This window comes from Wenzhouxiangella sp. YN9, assembly GCF_056324165.1.
On record NZ_JBJNIP010000066.1, the window covers coordinates 82432 to 102642 of the forward strand.

A 20211-nucleotide genomic window follows, 5' to 3' on the forward strand; every position below is an offset into this window, starting at 1 on the left:
TTCATGTACTGCCAGCATTTCGAACTCGATCAACGGCCTTTCCGGCTCACGCCCCACCTGGCCTTCCGCTACCCGGAGCCGTCCCAGGCCGAAGCGCTCACCACCCTGCGCGTCGCGCTTGAGCAGGGCGAGGGCTTCATCAAGGTCGTGGGCGAGGTCGGTCTGGGCAAGACGCTGCTCTGCCGCACCCTGCTCGATCAGCTCGATACACCGTTCGTGACCGCCTGGATGCCTGACCCGCACCTGTCGCCGGGCACGCTGCGCATGGCGCTGGCGCGCGATCTGGGCATTCACCTGCCCGGCCGGCCCAGCCAACAGCAGATACACGAGCGCTTGCAGACCGAGCTGGCCGCCATGGCCGCGGCCGGCAAGCAGCCGGTTTTGATCATCGACGAAGCCCAGGCGCTGCCGGCAAGCACGCTCGAAACCGTGCGCCTTTTGACCAACCTGGAAACCGAGCGCCGCAAGCTGCTGCAGGTGGTGCTGTTCGGCCAGCCCGAGCTCGATCGCCGCCTGGCGATGCCGCAGTTCCGCCAGCTGCGCCAGCGCATCACCTACTCCTGCCAGCTGGAACCGCTGGACCGCCGCGGCGTGGCCGACTATATCGGTCATCGACTCGAGCGCGCCGGCGCCAGGCGCCCCCTGTTCACGACACGGGCGCTCGATCGCATCGCCCGCGCCAGCGACGGCGTGCCCCGCCTGGTCAACGTGCTGGCCGACAAGGCCTTGCTGTCGGCCTGGGGCAAGGGCGCCAGCCAGGCCGGCTCGGCTGATGTGCGCCGGGCCATCGCCGATACCGAAGCCACCCGCAATGCACTGTGGTGGCCGCGGCTGCAGCCCGCCGCCCGCGTGGCCGCCTTCACGCTGGTCGCGGCCGGCGCCTTCGTACTGCTTGAACTGATGCGGAGCGGCGGATGAGCCTGATCAACGACGTTCTCAGGGACCTTGAAGAGCGCAAGTCCACCCCAGCGCAGAACCCGGCGCGCACGCCGTCACCGCCCGGGCGCGCGCAGCGCCGAATCAGCGCACGCTGGCCGCTCTGGCTGCTGGCGGCGGTGGCCGTCGGTGTGGTGCTGCATTTTGCTCTGCAAGACACCCGGCACGCGGACCCCGTCAGCGGAGAAGTGCCCCTGCTGGCCCGCGCCGACGGCGCCGCAAAGGCATCACCCGCGCTGCCGCCTGCACAACCCGTCAGCGCCGCCCCTGAACCCGCGCCGCGAGTTTCCGACGACAGCCACCGCGAGGTCGCAGCCCAGCCAGCAGCTGCAATTCCACCGGTCAAACCCGCCGACGTGGCTGCATCGGCGCCACCAAAGCGCACAGCGCCCCGGCCGGAACCCGACCACGAGCCGCGACAGGCAGCCGCCGACGACCGGCCGCGGCCAAAGCAGCCGCCCGCTGCGGTCGCACCCTCCGGCACAGCAGTCGCCGCGAGCGCCGGGCAAGCGCAGTCGGAAACGACCGCAACGGCGGCGCCGGAGCCGACCATCTCGATCAGCCGCGCGAACCCCGCGCCGGGTGCTGCCGGCCCACTGGCCACGGCGCGACGCCAACTGGCGCGCGGCCAGTTCCGCCGCGCCGAGGCGCAGCTTCGCAGCCTGATTTCCGAGCAACCCGAATTGAGTGAAGCGTACCGCCTGCTGGCCCGCGCCCAACAGCAGCAGCGCCGGCCGCAGGCCGCCATTGCCAGCCTCGAACGCGGCTTGCAGCAAGCCGCTGAGGCCGCAGAGCTTGCCGCGCCGCTGGCGCGACTGCTGCTTCAGCGCGGCGAAACCACCCGGGCGCGCGCCCTCCTGGAGGAACACACCCCGCCGCTGGAGAGCGCAACGGACTATCACCTGCTGCTGGCCGCCGCCCGGCGCCAGGCCGGCGACCACAAAGCCGCCGCCGCAAAATATCGTGCGCTTGGCGACGCGCTGCCGCGCCGCGGCGCTGTCTGGGTGGGCCTGGGCGTCTCTCTGGAGGCACTCGAGCAGCGCGACGAAGCGCTCACGGCCTACCAGCGCGCGCTGGAAAGCGACGACCCGCGCGCAAGCCGCTTTGCCCGCCGGCGCCTGATCGCCCTCGAACCCATGATCGGAGAAACTCCATGAGCAGCGTGCGCAAGCCGCGACAGAAAATCCGCATCGGCGATCTGCTCGTTCAGCACAAGTTAATCTCTGAGAGCCAGCTCCAGGAAGCGCTGGCCGAGCAGAAGCGCTCCGGGCACAAGCTCGGACGCACCCTGGTACAGCTGGGCCACGTCAGCGAAGACGAGCTGCTCGACTTCCTCGGCCGCCAGCTCGATATTCCGGTCATCGATCTGAAGCACTACAACTTCAAGCCGCAGACCGTGCGCCTGCTGCCGGAAACACATGCCCGCCGCTACCGCGCCATCGTGCTGGCAGAAAAAGACGACGAAGTCACGGTGGGCATGGCCGACCCCACCGACATCTTCGGCTACGACGCGCTGCGCAGCATCCTCAAGAAGCACGTCAACATCGTGCTGGTGCGCGAATCGGACCTGCTGCGCACCATCGACATTGTCTACCGACGCACCGAAGAGATTTCCTCGCTGGCCGAGGAACTGGGCGAAGAGCTCTCGGAAAGCGACTACGACATCTCCCAGCTCGAGGACGACGAAGGCCAGGTCGATGCCCCGGTCATCAAGCTGCTGCAGTCGATGTTCGAAGACGCCGTGCAGATCGGCGCTTCGGATATTCACATCGAACCCGACGAGCAGGTGCTGCGCATTCGTCAGCGCGTCGACGGCGAGCTTCAAGAGCAGGTCATCGAGGGCCGCCGCGTGGCCTCGGCCCTGGTCACCCGGCTGAAGCTGATGGCCTCGCTCAACATCAGCGAAAAACGCCTGCCCCAGGACGGGCGCTTTTCGGTGCGGGTCAAGGACCACAACATCGACGTGCGTCTGTCGACCATGCCGATCCAGTACGGCGAATCGATGGTCATGCGCCTGCTCGACCAGTCAGCGGGGCTGCTGGAGCTCGACCGGCTGGGCATCCCCGCCGCGATGGAGGCCCGCATCCGCCGTCTGATTCAGCGGCCTTCGGGCATGGTGCTAGTCACCGGGCCGACCGGCTCGGGCAAGACCACCACCCTGTATGCCGCGCTCAATCACATCAACCAGGCGGACCGCAAGATCATCACCGTCGAGGACCCGGTCGAATACCGCCTGCCGCGCATCAATCAGGTGCAGGTCAACCGCAAGATCGGGCTGGACTTCGCGCGCGTGCTGCGCACCGCCCTGCGTCAGGACCCCGACATCATCATGGTCGGCGAGATGCGCGATCGCGAAACCGCCGAGATCGGCCTGCGCGCGGCCATGACCGGGCACCTGGTACTCTCGACCCTGCACACCAATTCGGCACCGGCCACGGTCATGCGCCTGGTCGACATGGGTGCACAGGGTTTCATGGTGGCCGCCGCCCTCGACGGCGTCATTGCCCAGCGCCTGGTGCGCCGGGTGTGCGACTCCTGCGGTGAAGACGCCGAACCCGATGCCAGCCAGCTCGCCTGGCTGCAGGGCCGGCTGGGCGAAGAACGCCTGGCAGACCTGAGCTTTCGCGCCGGCCGCGGCTGCGCCTACTGCTCCAACACCGGCTATCGCGGTCGCATCGGCGTCTACGAACTGCTGGAAATGGACGACGAACTCACCGACGCGCTGCGGCGCATGGACACATCGGACTTCAACCGCCTTGCGCGCAGCCGAGCCGACTACCGTCCGCTGATCGAGTGCGCGCTGGACTACGCCCGCGAAGGCATCACCTCGCTGGAAGAAGTGGTGCGGCTGGCCGGCGGGCTCGACGAGCTGCTCGACAGCAAGATGGATCCGGCTGGCGAGCCGGTTGCAGGAGAAGCGCAATGAGCGGTTATCGCTGGCGCGGCCGCAACGCGCGCGGGCAGCTGGTCGACGGCCACGTGGACGCCGACTCGACCGACGCGGTGGCGCAGCAGCTCATGCGGCTGGATATCACGCCCATCGAGATCGAGCCGGCGCCGGAGGCGAACGCCGAAAGCCCGAGCCTGCGCCAGCGGCTGGGGCTGGACCAACCCGGCATCAACGATCTGATCCTGTTCACCCGCCAGATGTACACGCTGACCAAGGCCGGAGTGCCGCTGATTCACGGCCTGCGCAACGTCAGTGAGTCGACGCGCAACCCACAGCTGCGGCGCGCCATCGAAGACCTGGTCGAGGCTCTGGAGTCCGGCCGTGACCTCGCCACCGGCCTGGCTCAGAACCCCCGGATCTTTCCTGCCATGTTCGTCAGCATCGTGCGTGTGGGCGAGAACTCGGGCAACCTCGAGCAGGCTTTTTCGCAGCTGACCGATTACCTCGAGCTCGAGCGCGACTTCCGCGCCAAACTCAAGCAGGCGCTGCGCTACCCGATCATGGTGATCGTGGCCATGTTCATTGCCGTGGCCATCCTGATGACCTTTGTCATTCCGACATTCGCCGATTTCTTTTCCCGCTTTGACGCCCAGCTGCCGCTGCCCACGCGCATCATCATCGGCGCCTCCAACTTCACCGCCGAATGGTGGTGGGTCATTCTGCTGGCACTCGGTGTTGGCCTGCTCGCCTTTCGCGCCTGGATCAAGACCGAAGACGGGCGCTACCGCTGGGACCGGCTCAAGCTGCGCTTTCCGGTGGTCGGCAAGATCCTGTTCCAGGGCGCCATGGCGCGCTTTGCGCGTACCTTTTCGATGACCTACCGCTCCGGCGTGCCGCTGATTCAGGGCCTGACGCTCACCGCCCGGGCAGTCGAAAACGAGTACATCGGCCAGGCAGTCAACGACATGCGCACCGGCGTCGAGCGCGGTGAGCTGCTCTCGCGCACGGCCGCCGCCACCGGCTTGTTCTCGTCGCTGGTTCTGCAAATGCTCACCATCGGCGAAGAAACCGGCGACGTCGATGCCATGCTCAACGAAACCGCTGAATACTACGAGCGCGAGGTCGACTACGACCTCGACAACCTCAGCGCCTATATCGAACCGATCCTGCTGATTTTCCTGGCCATCCTCGTTCTGGTTCTGGCGCTGGGCGTGTTTCTGCCGATGTGGGATGTCGGTCGTGCGGCGCTCGGCTGACAACGGCCCGGCGAAAAGACATCAGTCGGGTTTTACCCTGCTCGAGCTGATCATCGTCATCAGCCTGGTCATGCTGCTGTTTCTGGCCGTCTGGTGGCGACTGCTGCCGCTGCGCGGCGACGCCGAAGCGGCACACGTGGCCACCACCATCGGCACCCTGCGCTCGGCGGTCGGGCTGGAAGTGGCCGAGCGCATCGTCAAGCGCTCGCTTGAAAGAGACTCGTTCGAAAGCATCGCCGGGCTGGACCGGAGCAACCCGATGCCCCTGCTCGGCCAGGCGCCGGGCAACTATATCGGCGAGGTCAACTCCAGCCAGTCGGCGACCATTCAGCCGGGAAGCTGGTACTACCACCCGCCCTCGCATCAGCTGCGCTACCGCGTTCGCTTCCCGCGCTATCTGAGCCGCGCGCCTGAAACCGACAGGCCGGTCGAGCTGGCCTGGGTGGTGCGCCTGCGCTACGTTGATCACAACGAAAGCGGCAGCTACCACGCGCCGACCGACGCCCTGCGCGGGGTTGCTCTGGAAGCACTGAACAACCCGCAGTGGGCCATAGTCGGAGAGAACGCTCCTGCAGCGCTGGAGGCACCATGATCGTCAACGCCGGGCAGCAAATGACCGAGCGAGAAGCCAAGCGCCACGAAATCCGCATGCGGCGGTTACGCATGGCAACGCTGGCTTGGGGAATTTCCCTTATCATCACGGGCATCGCCTGGGCCCTGGGCCTGCTGCGAATCAGCACGCTGGAAGTCAGCGTCGTTCTGATACTGGTGCTGGCCAGCCAGCTGTTCTTTCACGTCGCCATTCGCAGCGGCTGGTCCAGGCGCTTTCGCGACCCGAGCATGACCCTGGCCCACATCCTCGTCGCGACCGCGGTCGCGCTGTGGGTGATCAGCTACGCCGGCGAAGCCCGCACCATGCTGCTGATGCTGTTCATCCTGGCCGTCCTTTTCGGGGCCTTCCAGCTGCGTCGCGGCGGATTCATGCTGGTGGCCGGCGTGGCCGTGACCGGCTATACCGCGATTGTCGTGCGCGACATCCTCACCGGCCAGATCACCAGCTCGACCGAAGTAGTGGTGCTGGAGCTGGCCGGCTTCGCCACGCTGATGGCCTGGCTGGCCTGGTTCGGAAGCTATATCTCGAACCTGCGCCGCACCCTCAGCCGCCGCAATCGCGAGCTGCGCGAGGCCACCGAACAGCTGCGGCACCAGGCCGAGCACGATGAGCTGACCGGCCTGCCCAATCGCAGGCACCTGATTTCCCGACTGCAGACCGCCGCGATGGAGTCGTCCCGCGGCGAGTCCGGATTCTGCATCGCGGTCCTCGATCTCGATCACTTCAAGCGGGTCAACGACCGCCACGGCCATCAGGCCGGCGACGAGGTGCTGGCCGAGTTCGCGCGCCGAACGACCACGGTGCTGCGCGACGCCGACTGGCTGGCGCGGGTGGACGACACCGTCGCCAACATCGGCCGCTTCGGCGGCGAGGAATTCCTGGCGATTCTGCCCGGCAGCGACCTGGCCGGGGCCAACCTGGCCGCCGAAAGGCTGCGCAAGGAAGTCGCCGAAACACCCTTCACGACCTGCGACGGGCCGATCGAATGCACGGTCTCGATCGGCGTAGCCGAGTTCCGCCCCGGTGAAGGCATTCATCAAACCATCGCGCGCGCCGACAAGGCACTCTACGCGGCCAAGAGCAGCGGCCGCAATCGCGCAGAAAGCCGCAAATGAGCGCCGCCACCATCATCGTCCTGACCATTCTTGTGGTGCTGCTGCTATTGGCCGCTGCCCTGGTAAGCGGCGCGCTGGCGCTGATGGCGGCCTCGCCGACCCACGCCGAACACAGGCCGCACGGCATCACCGGCGCCCTCGGCATGCTCGACCGGCAGTGGCGCATCGAGCGCTTCATCTACCGCCATCACCGAGCTTTCGCGCTGCTTGTTCTGCTCGTCGCCGGCTTTTTCTTCTGGCGACTTCTCGGGGCCGGTGGCGCCCGGCTGCTTGGCGCATCTCCGACTTCGGCGGTGCTCGGTTGGGCCCTGCTGCTGACCCAGAGCTTCAACCTTCTGATCGGGGTACTGCTGCTGCTGCGGCCCAGCCTGCTCAAGCCACTGGAAGCCGTCGGCAATCGCTGGCACCGCCTGGAGGTTGCAAGCCACCATCGGCGCGGCACGGCCCTGCGGCTCGCGCTGATCGGCCTGATCGTGCTGATCGGCACCGCCGGTCTGATCTACCACCAGATCAGCCTGCTGGTGACGTAGATGGGTCACGGCAACTGACAATATGCGTCAGTTCCGGCAAAGCCGGACAAGCGCGGCAGGCTCGTTATTAACCCATAACAACGCTTACCCGCAGCCTGAAACCGACGGGCCTGAAAACCTGGCACGAAAGATGCATTGACGTTCTCGTGGGCGGTTCGCTCCGTCGCGGTATCGAAACGGCTGCGGCCGGGTCCGATACCCCAAAACCGCCCGACCAGCGACCACAGGGCCGCGGCCCGGGTCAAACAAAACCCAAGGCTCCACAAGGAGAACAGAGCAATGCAGAACATCAACATGCAAAAATCCCAGGGCGGTTTCACCCTGATCGAACTGGTGATCGTCATCGTCATCCTCGGCATCCTCGCTGCCGTGGCCGTGCCGCGGTTTATTGATCTGTCCAGTGAAGCTGAGCTTGCTACGGTCCAAGGCCTGGCCGGCGCCCTTTCATCCGGCTCCGCAATCAATTTCGGAGCCTGCGAAGTTGGAAATGATGATTGCACGACGACAAACGGCGCGGACTGCAGTACATTGATTGGACCCACGGGCTCTGACAGCCTCGTAGAATCGGATATAGACACAAGCCTTTACTCAGTATCGGGAACGGTATCCTCTACGGACGGTGAAACTAGCTCCTGCACGATCACGCATACCGCTAGCGGTACCGATGTGGTCGCCAGTGTTATCGCAGTCACCGCTCCGTCTCCGTAACCAGAGATCTTTGGAGCTTGCTGGTGCAGGAGAGCATGAGCAGAGCAACGAGCGCTCCTCTACGTTCGATTGATGTGCGCACCGAAACGGCTCCGTTCTCTGAACGGGGCCGTTTCTTTAGCAGCAGCTGATATGAATACTAGATGCAGCGGGAACCTTTGGAGCAAGGCCACTGGGTTCACCCTGATCGAATTCATCGTGGCCCTCGTCTTGATCGGCTTGGGCGCCGCCGTCCTCACCAGCTTCGTCACCCCGACGGCCGGCAGCGCCGATCCGATGCTCCAGGCCCAGGCGCGCGCGATTGCTGCCGGCTACATGGACGAAATTCTGCTGCGCAAGCACGATCCTGGCAACTGCGCGGGCGGGCGCGGTAGCTGGGATTCGATCCGCTGCTACGACGGCCTGAGCGAATCTCCCACCGATCAGTTCGGCAATGCCATTGCGGCGCTGAACGACTACCAGGTCACCGTGACCGTAAGCGGCAGCGCGCCGGCAGGGATCACCGTGGCTGTCTCGCACAGCTCCGGCAGCGTCGATTATTCGCTTCAGAGCCAGCGGGGAGCGTACTGACATGCCCGCCCGCGGCCAGCAAGGCTTCACCCTGACCGAGCTTGTCATCATTCTCCTGCTCGTCGGCGTGCTCGCCGCCTTCGTCGCGCCGCGCATCAATATCGAAGGTTTTCAGAGAGCGGCTTTTGGCGACGAGCTGATCAACGCCCTGCGCCATGCCCAGAAGACCGCCATCGGCTCGGGCTGCCCTGTTCAGGCCATCGTCGATGCAGCGAGCGACAGCTACAGCCTGGCCTATACCGGCGCCGGCGGCAGCGCTTGCGGCAGCGGATCGACAGCCCTGCCCCACCCCACCCGCGGCGGCGCCTTTACCGGCAGCGGCGAGATCAACGCCGGCGGCACCGTGGTCTTCGACGCCATGGGCCGCACGAACGCCGGCCTGGGCATCACTTTAGCCAGCGGGGAGACCATCATCGTGGAACCGGAGACCGGCTATGTCCATCGCTAGCCACCGCGGCTTCACCCTGATCGAGCTCATCCTGGTGATCGTGCTCGTCGGCATCCTGGCCGTGGTCGCCACGGTCTTCATTCTGCCGCCCTTCCAGGCCGCCGCCGATATCGAACGCCGCGCCAGCCTGGTCGACGCCGCCGATCTTGCCATCAACCGCATCACCCGCGAAGTCCGCAATGCCCTGCCCAACAGCCTGGTCGTATCGGATAACCGCATCGAGTTCATCTCGACGGTGGCCAGCGGGCGATATCGCAGGCTGCCGGGCGACGGGAGCGACGCCGTATTCGTTCCTGCCAAATCGGCGGGCACATTCGATGTGCTCGGCGGGCTGCTGAACTCCGGCTCCATTACCACCCGCTCTCCAGGCACCGACTGCGGTACCAGCGCCGGCAGTTGTCTGTCGGTCTACAACACAGGCCAGAGCGGCTTCGATGCCTGGTCAGGCGACAACCTCGCAGCGATCACCGACGTCAGCGGTACTTCCATCAGCTACGACAGCGGCGGCCCATCCTTCAAGACCCACTCGCCGCAGCAGCGCTTTCATGTTATCGACAGAACCGTCGCCTATACCTGCAGCAACGGGCAACTGCACCGCCACGCCGGCTACGGTGTCGGCAACAGCCCGAGCGGCCCGGGTCATCTCGTCGCCGACAACATCACCGGCTGCACATTCAGCTACAACCCCGGCACCGCAGCCCGCCGCGGCCTGCTGACCGTCCGCCTCGACCTGGAAGCCGGCGGCGAAGCCATCTTCCTGCTCGGTCAGGCACAGGTACTCAACACGCCATGATCAGCATCAGACAACAACGCGGCGCGGCCCTGTTCGTCGGCATCTTCCTGATCACCGTCGTCGTGGTCTTCGCCGCGGTCGTGGCGCTGACGTCGAGCACCCAGCACCTCGGCCAGGCGCGCGCGGGGCTGGCAGAGCAGGCCTGGTACACCGCGGTCGGCAGGCTGGAAGCCGAAACCCAGCATATTGCCAACGGCAGCGGCTGCACCAACGCCGACGAAACGGTCAACGCCTTTTTCGTGAAAGTCCGCTGCGCCGGACCACAGAACGTCAAGGAAGGCGACCGGTCATACGACATCCACACGATTTCCGTTTCGGCAACACAAGGCAGCACGAGCAGCGCGGTTTTTGTCCGCCGAAGCGTACGGGCACAAGTCTGGAGTGACACATGATGAAACACGTTGTGCGAAGCAGCCTTGGCGCTGCGCTGCTGATCTTGTTCGGCAGCAGCGTCGCTTACGCTCAGGTGCCCGCCTGCAGCGACGTCTTCCCGAGCGCCATCACCGAAGACGCCAGCCCACCCAACACCCTGAACTTGCCAACGTTTCCCGATCCGAATGACGGTGAAGTCGAATGGGAAAGCAATGTCACCCTGTCCGCGGGCACCTACTACTTCGAAGAGCTTGAAATCAAGAAGAATGTCAGGATCACACTTGACGGGCCTGTTCTGATCTTCGTGGAAGATGGAGTCGAGATCGGCAAGAACGTCAGGATCAATGTGCCCGGAGATCCGGCCGACTTCGTTCTTATCAGCTATGACGACATCGAGATCAAAAAGAACGCGGACATCAACGGGATCATATACGCGGATGATGAGATTGAGATCGACAAGAACGCAAGGATCACCGGCGCGATTACCTCAACAGATGAAGTCGAGACGGAAAAGAACACGCAAGTCACATATGACCCCGTTGCAGTCGAAAACGCCAATTTCGGCGGACTCTGCAGCCACTCGATCCCGGAAGGCAATGTACAGCTAAGTGCCAATGGCGAGTCACAGTCGCCGGTTACGGTCATACTCGGTGAATCGGTTCTTTTTGAAGCTCAGGTCATGAACTGCTCCACAGCTTTTTTCGATGCTTGGCGCGAGAGCTGGTTTGTGGATGGAGAACGCAAAGTCGGACCATCTTTCAATTCAAGCACCGCATGCTCGCGGGCCATAACGTGGGAAGAGGAGTTTTCGGTAGCAGGAACGTACGAGATCGAAATGATCAGCGAGCGCTGCGCAGGCCACCTGCTTTTTTGCTGGACTGGCTGGGAAGAACATGGACGCGACTCCATTACCATCGAGGTCGTGGACACCTTGGGGCCAGACCACATCCGTCTGGAGCACCCTGAAACGGGCCTGACCTGTTCGCCCAGCACAATCACCGTGAAAGCCTGTGCCGACAACGATTGCACGGCGCTTTACGCCGAGCCCGTGACCATCGACTTTACCTCGCCTGCCGGCACCTGGACGCCCGACCCGATGACGCTTGCCGGCAGCGACCAGGTCTTGCTGCAATACACGACGCCGGGGTTCGTCACCCTCGATGTTCTCGCCATCGATCCCACGGCGGCCAACCCGACCCGATGCTTTACCACCGGTGGCGTGGAGACCGATTGCGAAATGCAGTTCCTGGACTCGGGCTTTGTTATGGATATTCCCGACCACATAGCAGACTCGGTTGTGAACGCAACAATTGCTGCCGTGCGCGCGGATCCGGGCAATCCCGAGCAATGCGTTCCCGGCTTCAGCAACGAAACGAAGAACGTGAACTTCTGGTCGCGGTACTTCAATCCGGGTACCGGCAGCCTGCAGGCCGGCATTGGTGGCAATCCGATCGCCACCGCTCAACCGGGCACGGGCATTCCGATCGCTTTTGACGGCAGCGGCGTGGGCAGCTTCCAGCTTCAGTATCCGGATGCGGGCAGAGTCGCAATCAACGCCAGATATATCGGCAGCGGAAAGGAGACCGGGCTGATCATGACCGGCCAGGACCAGTTTGTCGCTCGCCCGGCATATTTCACGCTCGATATCCCAGGCAACGAGGCAGCCACCGATGAAACCGGTGATGTCTTCATGGCCGCCGGTCGCGAGTTCGAGATCACGGTTGCCTCGCGCAATGCCAGCAACGGCATCACACCCAACTTCGGGCGCGAATCAACACCGGAAGGCGTGGATCTGGATGTGGGACTGGTTGCGCCGTCCGGCGGCTTGGCGCCCGGCCTGTCCGGGGGCTTCGGCAGTTTCGGAACCGACTGTGATGGCCATAGCGCAGCGGCGGGCACGGCCTGCGGGGAGTTTTTCTGGCCCGAGGTCGGCATCATCTCGCTCGAGCCGCGGCTGAAAAGCGGCTCCTATCTCGGCACGGCCGATGTCGTCGGCAGTCAGGTTGATCACGTCGGGCGCTTCATCCCGGACCATTTCGAGCTCGGCAGCGGCGAAATCATCGGTCGCGCCGGTCTCGGCGAGTGCGACGACAGCCCTTTCACCTATATCGGCGAACGCTTCGACGCGAAGTTCACCCTGTACGCAAAAAACGCACACGGAATCACGACGGCCAACTATCAAGGCGCCTTTGAGTTCCTTGGCGGTGGCGATCTCGATCTGTCGGGCACACCCGCGCCGCATATCAATGGCGGAACCGTTGCCTGGACCATGGGGGCCGGCGATGCCAGCGCGCAGTTGACACTGCCGCGTTCAGGCCCTGAAGGTCCCTACCCGGACTATGAGGTCACCACCGCGCCGATCGACGGCGACGGCGTCTCACTCAGCGGCAGCGGCCTGGTCGGTTCGACCGAGCTGCGCTTCGGCCGCATCGTCATCGACAACGCCATCGGCTCCGAGTTGGGCCCGCTCGATCTGCCCTGGCGGGCGGAGTACTGGGACGGCGCCACCTGGCGGGTCAACGAGGCCGACGAGTGCACCGCGATTGATCTTGTAGCTGAGGTCTCACTCGACACCGACCAGAATGATGGCGGCAGCGGGGCCGACACCGTTTCTGTCGGCGGCGGCAATACCCACATCGACACCTCCTGCAGCGTGTTGACTCTGGGCGATCAACCGCCGTCCTGCGGCTCCGATTCCGGCCCGGGGCCCGGCAGGGGAAGATTCCGCTTCACGGAGCCCGGTTCACCCGGCTGGGTCAAGGTGCTGCTGGGGCTCGACAGCCGCTGGTCTTTCCTGCAAGACGATCTCGAGGACAGCGGTGCTTTCGACGACAACCCCGAAGCGCGCGCCACTTTCGGCCTGTTTGACGGCAACAGCCAGCGCATTTACATTCGCGAAACTGCACCGCAATAGATCGGGGCCGGCTGTGGATAAGTTGCACGCTAGGAGCACATGACGCAGAATGACCATTCGCAGGGAAGCGGTAGCCACCGCAATATCGGGCAGGCAGGAATCCATGCTGCAGGTAATCGATCAATCCAGCCGGCATCGGCGCGTGCTGTTTGTCGACGACTCCCGGCTGATGCGCTATGCAGGCAGCCGGTTTCTGCATGACCACTGCGAGGTGGTGCTGGCTGAAGACGGGCGCGACGCCTGGCGCCGGCTGAACGGCGACGATCAGATCGATCTGGTCTTCACCGATCTGATGATGCCGGTAATGGACGGCCACGAGCTGATCCGGCGCATTCGCCAGTCTTCGGAGCAGCGCATTCGCCAGCTGCCCATTCTGGTGGTGACCGGCAACGATGAAGCCAGCGCGCGCGAACTGGCCATCAGCGAAGGCGCGAGCGACTTCATCACCAAACCCTTCAGTCCCGAGGATCTGCGCCATGCGCTGGTGGCCGACAACCGCGCCTCAGCGCCGGCCGCCCCGCGCATTGTCGGCCTGCCTTCGGAGCTGGCGCCGGCCACCAGGCCGCAGAGCCCGTTTCAGCAGCCCGAAGAGCCGGCCAGCTACTGCCGGCGCCTGCAGCAGACCATCAGCTTTCATCAGCGCCAGCGCCTCGAACTGTCGCTGCTGCATATCCAGTTTCAGGGCTACTGGCAGCTCAACAACCGTTTTGGCCGCCACTGGGCCGATGCCGTGATGCGCAATCTCGACCGAATCCTGGTCGATGTGCTCCGCAACGAAGACAGTATTCACCGAACCGCCGATGACCTCTACAGCGTGATCCTCATGGCCACCGGACGCGACGGAGCACGGGTTCTGGTCCGCCGGCTGCGCCAGCGCCTGGTGGGCAGCCGCATGCGCTTTTCCAGCATGGAAGTGCCCATCGAGGTTCGCTTTGCCGTGCAATTTCCCGACCTGGCCGAGGAGGACGACCCGGAAATCCTGCTCGACGAGGCGCTGAAACTCGTCCACTGGCGGACCTCCACCCGCCCGCAGAGCGAAACGAACCGCCACTGATTCCCCTCCGGTCGCAGGTCGCCCCGCGCTCGCGGGGGCCGCGGCGGAAGTTTTCGGCATTCATGGGGCAACCCGCCGGTCTTGCGGCGCTCGCAAGCCTTCCCGATCAGCTAAACTGCTGCATTGTTTTGCCGAACCAGCCTTGATGACATCTGCCTCGACGACACCCGAACCGTCCGACCTCTTTGGTGACGAGCCCGTCCGCCAGGTGACCCGCGACGGCGTGGACTACGTACTGCTCGGCACCGCCCACGTCTCGCGCACCAGCGCCGAGGCGGTAGAGCGCCTGATCGACAGCGGCCACTACGACGCCGTGGCCATCGAGCTGTGCGCCCCGCGTTACCAGTCCCTGACCGAACGCGACGCCTGGCGCGACATGAATCTGTTCCAGATCATCCGCCAGGGCAAGGCCGGCATGATGATGGCCTCGCTGGCACTGTCGGCCTACCAGCGCCGCATTGCCGAGCAGTTCGGCATCGAGCCCGGCGCAGAAATGAAGATGGCCATCGAGGCAGCGCGTCGATCCGGGCTGCCGGTGCAGCTCATCGACCGCGATATCGGCATCACCCTGCGGCGCGCCTCCCGGCGGCTGTCGTGGTGGAAGCGCTGGCTGATGCTCAACGGCCTGGTCATGTCCATGTTTTCGCGTCAGGAGGTCGCCGAGGAAGACATCGAGCGCCTCAAGCAAGGCGACCTGCTCACCGAGACCTTCAGCGAGTTCTCCGAAAACGCACCGGAACTCTACGACGCGCTGATTGCCGAGCGCGACCGCTTCATGGCGGCGCGCCTGCGGCAGGAAAACGAGAATCGCGCCCCGCGCCGGGTCCTCGCCGTGATCGGCGCCGGCCACCTGGAAGGCACCAGCAAGGCACTGCAGGGCCAGGGCCAGGACCAGGACCAGAGCGAGAACCAGAGCAACGGCGACGGCGAGCACTCAAGACCGCCGGCTGACACGGTGGCACAGCTCAACGCCATGCCGCCGGCATCGCGATTCCTGAAATCGCTGCCCTGGCTGGTTCTCGCCCTGGTCGCCACCGGTTTCATCATCGGATTTTCGCGCTCGCCGGAATTGGGCTGGGCGCTGGTAGCCACCTGGGTGGTGATCAACGGCACGCTCTCGGCGCTGGGCGCGCTGATTGCCGGCGGCCATCCGCTGACCGTCGTCACCGCTTTGCTGGCCGCGCCGCTGACCTCTCTCAACCCCACGATCGGTGCCGGCATGGTCACGGGTGCGGTCGAGGCGGGCTTGCGAAAACCACGGGTGGGCGACTTCGAAAGCCTGCGCGATGATGTGGTTCGACTTTCAGGCTGGTGGAAAAACCGCGTTTCGCGGGTTCTGCTGGTGTTCTTCCTGTCCAATCTCGGCTCCGCCGTCGGCACCTGGGTGGCCGGCTTCCGGATGGTACAGCAGCTGACCTGATAGGCATTTTGGCGCGGCGAAACCACAATCACCCACGCTTCAACAGGAGGGGAACAAACGGTCATGAGCATCAAGGCAAGGTTTTTCGGAAAGCCCTGGCAGCGAAAGGACCCCGCCGTTCGGGCGCAGGCCGTTGCCGAAAACGAGGATCCGGAGCTGGTGCAGCAGCTGGGCCGTATTGCCGAACACGACGAATCGGCCACTGTACGTCTGGCCGCTCTGCGCCGCATCAACACCGAACCCTTCTGGCTCGATGCCCGGCTGCGCGAGTCCGACAGCGCCATTGTCGAGGCTGCCGACGCCTTTCTGTTCCGGGCGGTCATTGACAAAGCCAACGACAAGCTGCTCAAGGAGCGGCTGGAGTGGTTGCGCCGCATCGATCACGACGAATTCATCCGCCGGGCGGCCCGCCAGGCGCCCGAAAGCGCCGTGCGCGCCGAGGCGCTTGCGCGCATCGACTCTCCCGGCTTTCTGGGCGACTGCGCAATTGCAGAAAGCGATCATCAACTCGCGCTGTCGCTGATCGAGCGCATCGACCGGATCTCGACTCTGGAGCGCATGCATGATGCCTTGAGGCGCCGCAACAAGCGCCGCACGCAGGCGGTTGCCGAGCGGCTTGATGCCCTGCAGGCGGGCAGCGGGCAACACGACCTCGGCGCCGCCACCGCCGCCCGCCTGGTCGAGCGCGCCGAGCGCCTGGCCCGCGGCGAACACGACGGGCCGCCGCGAACCGAGCTCGAGGCACTGGAAACCGCCTGGCAGGCCTGCCACAAGCCGCCGGCGGCGCTGGAGCGCCGCTTTTCCGGCGCCCTGGCCATCGCCCGCCGCGCAGTGGACGCCCCGCGGCGCGAGCCGCGCGCGCAAACACAAGACGCGCAGCCGTCGGCCGACACCGTCCCGGAGGAGGACGCAGCCAACCAACAGCTGAGCGCCGTTGTCGAGCGCCTGGAGGCCCTGCCCGATCCGCCGGAGATCGACTCGAATCAGGCCGCCGGACTGCTGGGCGATTTCGATCGCGCCTGGCAGGCCATCGCCGTTCCCGTTCCCGCCGACCAGGCGCTGCGCGAGCGTGCCCTGCCGATTCTGCGGGCGCTGCAAAAGCGCCGGGAGCGCGCCGTCACGGCCGCACCGCGCCGGCAACCGAAACCAGAATCGGCTCCGACGCCCGCGCCGGACAGCACCAACTGGCCGCAGGAACTCGACACCGTCGCCGGGGTGATCGAAGCAGGCGACACGGCCGCCGCCCAGGCCGGGCTGCGCGAACTGCGCCGCCGCATGAGCCGGCTCAAGCCGCGCCAGAGGCCGCGCGAAGCTGCCGGCCGCCTTGCCCGCCTGGAAGGCCGCCTGCGAGAAATGCGCAACTGGGAACACTGGTCCAACAACCAGCACCGCGACGAAATCATCGAGCGAATCGAACAGCTCGCCGACTCCGGGCAGCATCCCGACGCCATCTCGGCAGCGCTGAAAGAAGCGCGTCGGGAGTGGCAGCAGCTTGAAGCCCTGGAAGTGCTGCCCGGCGACAAACGCCGCTACGCTGCGCCCACGGGCCAGTGGCGCCGCTTCCAGACGGCCTGCAAACAGGCCTTCGAGCAAGCTCAGCCCTACTTCGAAAAGCGCCACGAAGTCCAGACCGATAACGAGCAACAGCTCGACACGTTTGTCGAGCGCGGTCATGCCGCAGCCGAGGCAGAAGACAGCGACATCAAGACACTCACGCAATTCGTGCGCGGTGCGCGCCTGGCCATCCGGCGTCTCGACGACCTGCCGCCGAAGTCACGCGGGCAAGCGGCGGCGCGGCTGCGGGCGCTCATGGACGCCCTTTCCGGCCGGCTGGATCAGGCCTTCGAAGCCATTGAAGTGCGCAAGCGCGGTCTGATCCGCGAAGCCCAGGCGCTCGAGCACGAAGCCGACCTCAAGACCGCCATCGACAAGGCCAAGGCCCTGCAGGTGCGCTGGCGCGATGCCGGCAGCGGTCGCCGGCGCATCGAGCAGCAGCTGTGGACCGAATTTCGCGCCCCCATCGACCCGCTGTTCGAGAAGCTGCGCGGCGAGCAGGATGAGCAACGTCAACAGCGCCAGGCCGAGTACGCCGCGCTGGAAGAACTGGTGACCCAGGCCGAAGCGCTGGCGACCGTCGACGACAGCGAACTCGACCAGGCACGCGGCCGGTTCCGCACCGTCGAATCCGAATGGGAAGCGGCCGAGCAGCGCCCGGCCAGGCTGGCCGAGCGCTTCGAAAGCGCGCGGCAACGGCTTGAAAAGCGCGTTCACGATCATGAAAGGGCCGCCCGCCGCCAAGCCAGCGAACAACTCGACCGACTGGCCGAGCACGTTCAGCAGGCCTGGCTGGCGCGCCGCGAAGGCCGGGACATGCCCCCCGCGCCGCCCGAGCTGGCCATCGACGAACCTCAGGCCAATCGCCTGAGAGCTGCGCTGGAGGCGCTCGACGACGACGCGCTCGGCGACGACGAGCTGGCACAGCAAGTGGCCGACAACGGCGCTCGGGCGCGACAGGTGCTCATCGAGCTGGAATTTCTTGCCGGACTGGACTCGCCTGCAGAAGACCGCGAAGCGCGCATGAACCATCAGGTCGAGCGCCTGGCCCAGCGCATGAGTGAACGCAGCACCGCGACCGATCTGGCCGGAGAACTGGCTGAACTGCGGCGCCGCTGGTACGCAAGCTTTCCGCAACCACACGACCAGCACTCGGGGATGGCAAAGCGCTACCTGAAGTGCCAGAATGCCATCGATTCGATGTCGGGAATCCAATGAATAAAAACCTCATCCTCACGCTGCGCCTGGTGGCGCTGTGCACCGCCCTGCTCGCCAGTCCTGTCCTGTTTGCCGCGGTCGAAGAAGCCGGCCACTTCGGCTGGGTTTCGGTCCTGCCGCCGCTGGTCGCCATTGCCCTGGCGCTGCTGCTGCGGCAGGTGGTTCCGGCCCTGTTCGTGGGCATCTGGCTCGGCGCCTGGGCACTGCACGATTTTTCCCTGATCGGCCTGTGGGTGGCCATGCTCGAAACCTTCGAGCTGCATATCGTCAATGCGCTGGCCAACCCCGACCACGCCGCGGTTATCCTGTTTTCGATGATGGTCGGCGGACTGGTGGGCATCATTTCCAAAAACGGCGGCCTGCACGGCGTCGTCGAGCGCATCGTCGACTATGCCGACAGCGCCATGCGCGCCAGCCTGGCCACCGTGGCCATGGGCCTGGCCATCTTCTTCGATGACTATGCCAACACCCTGGTAGTGGGCAACACCATGCGCCCGGTGACCGACCGCATGCAGATTTCGCGTGAAAAGCTCGCCTACCTGGTGGACTCCACGGCCGCCCCGATCGCCTGCCTCGCCCTGGTCACGACCTGGATCGGCTACGAGGTCGGCCTGATCCGCAGCGCGATCGAAAACATCGCCGGCCTGGAAGCCAACGCCTATTTCGTGTTCCTGCACTCCATCGCCTACAGTTTCTACCCGCTGTTTGCGCTGGTGCTGGTCTTTGCCGTGGTGCTCTACGGCCGCGATTTCGGTCCCATGTACAAGGCCGAAAGGCGGGCGCGTGATCACGGCCGGGTAGCGCCGGACGCCGTCAGCACCTCGCTGATCGACGATGACATGCAGCAGGTCCAGCCCGGCGAGCGCACGCCGCTTCTGGCGCGCAACGCCATCGTGCCGGTTCTGGTCCTGATTTTCTCGGTCGTGGGCGGGCTGTTTCTCAGCGGCGAAGGCGAAACGCTCCAGGAAGTCATCGGTACCGCCGATCCCTACAAGTCTCTGCTCTGGGGTTCGCTGCTGGGCGTGCTGGCGGCGGTAGTCATGACCGTCCTGCACCGCAGCCTGAGCACCGCCGAGCTGATGGCGGCCTGGTTCACCGGGCTGCGCAGCATGCTCCTGGCGGTGGTCATCCTGGTGCTGGCCTGGGCGCTATCGGGCATGACCGGCGAGCTGGGCACCGCAGGGTTTCTTGCCGAATTGCTGGGCAACCGCCTGCATCCGGGCCTGCTGCCCACCCTGGTCTTCGTGCTGGCGGCAGCCACCGCTTTCGCCACCGGCTCGAGCTGGGGCACCATGGGCATTCTGCTGCCGCTGATGCTGCCCCTGAGCTGGGTACTGATGACCGGCAACGGCATGGAGGGCAGCGAGCACATGCCGATTCTCTACGGCACCGTGGCCGCGGTGCTCGGCGGCGCCGTGTGGGGCGACCACTGCTCGCCCATTTCCGACACCACCATCCTGTCTTCGATGGCCAGCCAGTGCGACCACGTCGAACACGTGCGCACCCAGCTGCCCTACGCCATGTTTGCCGGCGTCATCGCCATCGTGCTGGGCACCCTGCCGGCCGGCTTCGGCGTGCCGTGGTGGCTGTGCCTGCCGGTCGGCGCCACTGCGCTGATTTTGGGGGTTCGGATGATTGGGAGGAAGGTTGACTAAAAAGTGTTAAGTGTGAAGTGTGAAGTGGCGGGCTTGGTTGGGTGAGTGCTGTTGATTGGGGCGCAGCCGCAGGGTGGGCAAGTGCCCGAACACCAGGCGACCCACTGCTTGGGAGACGCCCAACTAAAGTGGCACGACACATCAAATAACCCGCATAACCCCCTG

17 protein-coding genes are annotated in these 20211 nt (G+C 65.3%); all 17 read left to right on the top strand.

The genetic code is table 11. The features are described 5' to 3' along the window. Window positions 1–3 precede the first annotated feature (3 nt). Window positions 4–918 carry an ExeA family protein gene (locus ACEWQ0_RS04425; protein ID WP_476484628.1) on the top strand — a complete coding sequence of 305 codons (915 nt, stop codon included), beginning with the start codon at window positions 4–6 and terminating at the stop codon, window positions 916–918. Further along, window positions 915–2093: a tetratricopeptide repeat protein gene (locus tag ACEWQ0_RS04430; protein ID WP_476484629.1), complete on the top strand. Its 1179-nt coding sequence runs from the start codon at window positions 915–917 to the stop codon at window positions 2091–2093. Before ACEWQ0_RS04425 ends, ACEWQ0_RS04430 begins: the two co-directional genes overlap by 4 nt. Continuing rightward, window positions 2090–3862 (top strand): GspE/PulE family protein, encoded by a 1773-nt coding sequence (locus tag ACEWQ0_RS04435; protein WP_476482976.1) that lies wholly within the window; start codon window positions 2090–2092, stop codon window positions 3860–3862. Before ACEWQ0_RS04430 ends, ACEWQ0_RS04435 begins: the two co-directional genes overlap by 4 nt. Continuing rightward, window positions 3859–5082 carry a type II secretion system F family protein gene (locus ACEWQ0_RS04440; RefSeq protein ID WP_476484630.1) on the top strand — a complete coding sequence of 408 codons (1224 nt, stop codon included), beginning with the start codon at window positions 3859–3861 and terminating at the stop codon, window positions 5080–5082. The genes ACEWQ0_RS04435 and ACEWQ0_RS04440 overlap by 4 nt, the downstream gene beginning before the upstream one ends. Further along, complete coding sequence (locus ACEWQ0_RS04445) at window positions 5066–5674, top strand: prepilin-type N-terminal cleavage/methylation domain-containing protein (protein ID WP_476484631.1); 609 nt, start codon at window positions 5066–5068, stop codon at window positions 5672–5674. The genes ACEWQ0_RS04440 and ACEWQ0_RS04445 overlap by 17 nt, the downstream gene beginning before the upstream one ends. After that, on the top strand, window positions 5671–6810 hold the full coding sequence (locus ACEWQ0_RS04450; protein ID WP_476484632.1) for a GGDEF domain-containing protein: 1140 nt from the start codon (window positions 5671–5673) through the stop codon (window positions 6808–6810). The genes ACEWQ0_RS04445 and ACEWQ0_RS04450 overlap by 4 nt, the downstream gene beginning before the upstream one ends. Next, window positions 6807–7340, top strand: a complete 534-nt coding sequence (locus ACEWQ0_RS04455) for a hypothetical protein (protein WP_476484633.1) — start codon at window positions 6807–6809, stop codon at window positions 7338–7340. Before ACEWQ0_RS04450 ends, ACEWQ0_RS04455 begins: the two co-directional genes overlap by 4 nt. A gap of 279 nt (window positions 7341–7619) precedes the next feature. After that, window positions 7620–8048, top strand: a complete 429-nt coding sequence (locus ACEWQ0_RS04460; protein ID WP_476484634.1) for a prepilin-type N-terminal cleavage/methylation domain-containing protein — start codon at window positions 7620–7622, stop codon at window positions 8046–8048. A 132-nt stretch (window positions 8049–8180) separates the two neighbouring features. Then, on the top strand, window positions 8181–8618 hold the full coding sequence (locus tag ACEWQ0_RS04465; protein WP_476484635.1) for a type IV pilus modification PilV family protein: 438 nt from the start codon (window positions 8181–8183) through the stop codon (window positions 8616–8618). A gap of 1 nt (window position 8619) precedes the next feature. Next, entirely contained in the window at window positions 8620–9066 is a 447-nt protein-coding gene (locus ACEWQ0_RS04470; RefSeq protein ID WP_476484636.1) for a pilus assembly FimT family protein, read from the top strand. After that, the gene (locus tag ACEWQ0_RS04475) at window positions 9053–9859 is read left to right on the top strand and encodes a type II secretion system protein (protein ID WP_476484637.1); all 807 of its coding nucleotides are present in this window, start codon (window positions 9053–9055) and stop codon (window positions 9857–9859) included. The genes ACEWQ0_RS04470 and ACEWQ0_RS04475 overlap by 14 nt, the downstream gene beginning before the upstream one ends. Continuing rightward, on the top strand, window positions 9856–10251 hold the full coding sequence (locus ACEWQ0_RS04480) for a hypothetical protein (protein ID WP_476484638.1): 396 nt from the start codon (window positions 9856–9858) through the stop codon (window positions 10249–10251). The genes ACEWQ0_RS04475 and ACEWQ0_RS04480 overlap by 4 nt, the downstream gene beginning before the upstream one ends. After that, window positions 10248–13145: a DUF6701 domain-containing protein gene (locus ACEWQ0_RS04485; protein ID WP_476484639.1), complete on the top strand. Its 2898-nt coding sequence runs from the start codon at window positions 10248–10250 to the stop codon at window positions 13143–13145. The genes ACEWQ0_RS04480 and ACEWQ0_RS04485 overlap by 4 nt, the downstream gene beginning before the upstream one ends. A 49-nt stretch (window positions 13146–13194) precedes the next feature. Then, entirely contained in the window at window positions 13195–14199 is a 1005-nt protein-coding gene (locus tag ACEWQ0_RS04490) for a GGDEF domain-containing response regulator (protein WP_476484640.1), read from the top strand. Between the two features lie 145 nt (window positions 14200–14344). After that, window positions 14345–15619: a TraB/GumN family protein gene (locus tag ACEWQ0_RS04495; protein WP_476484657.1), complete on the top strand. Its 1275-nt coding sequence runs from the start codon at window positions 14345–14347 to the stop codon at window positions 15617–15619. Window positions 15620–15682: 63 nt separating this feature from the next. Further along, the gene (locus ACEWQ0_RS04500) at window positions 15683–18391 is read left to right on the top strand and encodes a DUF349 domain-containing protein (RefSeq protein ID WP_476484641.1); all 2709 of its coding nucleotides are present in this window, start codon (window positions 15683–15685) and stop codon (window positions 18389–18391) included. After that, the gene (locus ACEWQ0_RS04505) at window positions 18388–20046 is read left to right on the top strand and encodes a Na+/H+ antiporter NhaC family protein (RefSeq protein WP_476484642.1); all 1659 of its coding nucleotides are present in this window, start codon (window positions 18388–18390) and stop codon (window positions 20044–20046) included. The genes ACEWQ0_RS04500 and ACEWQ0_RS04505 overlap by 4 nt, the downstream gene beginning before the upstream one ends. The last annotated feature ends 165 nt before the right edge of the window (window positions 20047–20211 follow it).

Bases quoted from the DNA above. Each gene is read 5' to 3' on its own strand.
- ACEWQ0_RS04425 (WP_476484628.1), top strand. From the start codon at position 4: ATGTACTGCCAGCATTTCGAACTCGATCAACGGCCTTTCCGGCTCACG.
- ACEWQ0_RS04430 (WP_476484629.1), top strand. From the start codon at position 915: ATGAGCCTGATCAACGACGTTCTCAGGGACCTTGAAGAGCGCAAGTCC.
- ACEWQ0_RS04435 (WP_476482976.1), top strand. From the start codon at position 2,090: ATGAGCAGCGTGCGCAAGCCGCGACAGAAAATCCGCATCGGCGATCTG.
- ACEWQ0_RS04440 (WP_476484630.1), top strand. From the start codon at position 3,859: ATGAGCGGTTATCGCTGGCGCGGCCGCAACGCGCGCGGGCAGCTGGTC.
- ACEWQ0_RS04450 (WP_476484632.1), top strand. From the start codon at position 5,671: ATGATCGTCAACGCCGGGCAGCAAATGACCGAGCGAGAAGCCAAGCGC.
- ACEWQ0_RS04455 (WP_476484633.1), top strand. From the start codon at position 6,807: ATGAGCGCCGCCACCATCATCGTCCTGACCATTCTTGTGGTGCTGCTG.
- ACEWQ0_RS04460 (WP_476484634.1), top strand. From the start codon at position 7,620: ATGCAGAACATCAACATGCAAAAATCCCAGGGCGGTTTCACCCTGATC.
- ACEWQ0_RS04465 (WP_476484635.1), top strand. From the start codon at position 8,181: ATGAATACTAGATGCAGCGGGAACCTTTGGAGCAAGGCCACTGGGTTC.
- ACEWQ0_RS04470 (WP_476484636.1), top strand. From the start codon at position 8,620: ATGCCCGCCCGCGGCCAGCAAGGCTTCACCCTGACCGAGCTTGTCATC.
- ACEWQ0_RS04475 (WP_476484637.1), top strand. From the start codon at position 9,053: ATGTCCATCGCTAGCCACCGCGGCTTCACCCTGATCGAGCTCATCCTG.
- ACEWQ0_RS04480 (WP_476484638.1), top strand. From the start codon at position 9,856: ATGATCAGCATCAGACAACAACGCGGCGCGGCCCTGTTCGTCGGCATC.
- ACEWQ0_RS04485 (WP_476484639.1), top strand. From the start codon at position 10,248: ATGATGAAACACGTTGTGCGAAGCAGCCTTGGCGCTGCGCTGCTGATC.
- ACEWQ0_RS04490 (WP_476484640.1), top strand. From the start codon at position 13,195: ATGACCATTCGCAGGGAAGCGGTAGCCACCGCAATATCGGGCAGGCAG.
- ACEWQ0_RS04495 (WP_476484657.1), top strand. From the start codon at position 14,345: ATGACATCTGCCTCGACGACACCCGAACCGTCCGACCTCTTTGGTGAC.
- ACEWQ0_RS04500 (WP_476484641.1), top strand. From the start codon at position 15,683: ATGAGCATCAAGGCAAGGTTTTTCGGAAAGCCCTGGCAGCGAAAGGAC.
- ACEWQ0_RS04505 (WP_476484642.1), top strand. From the start codon at position 18,388: ATGAATAAAAACCTCATCCTCACGCTGCGCCTGGTGGCGCTGTGCACC.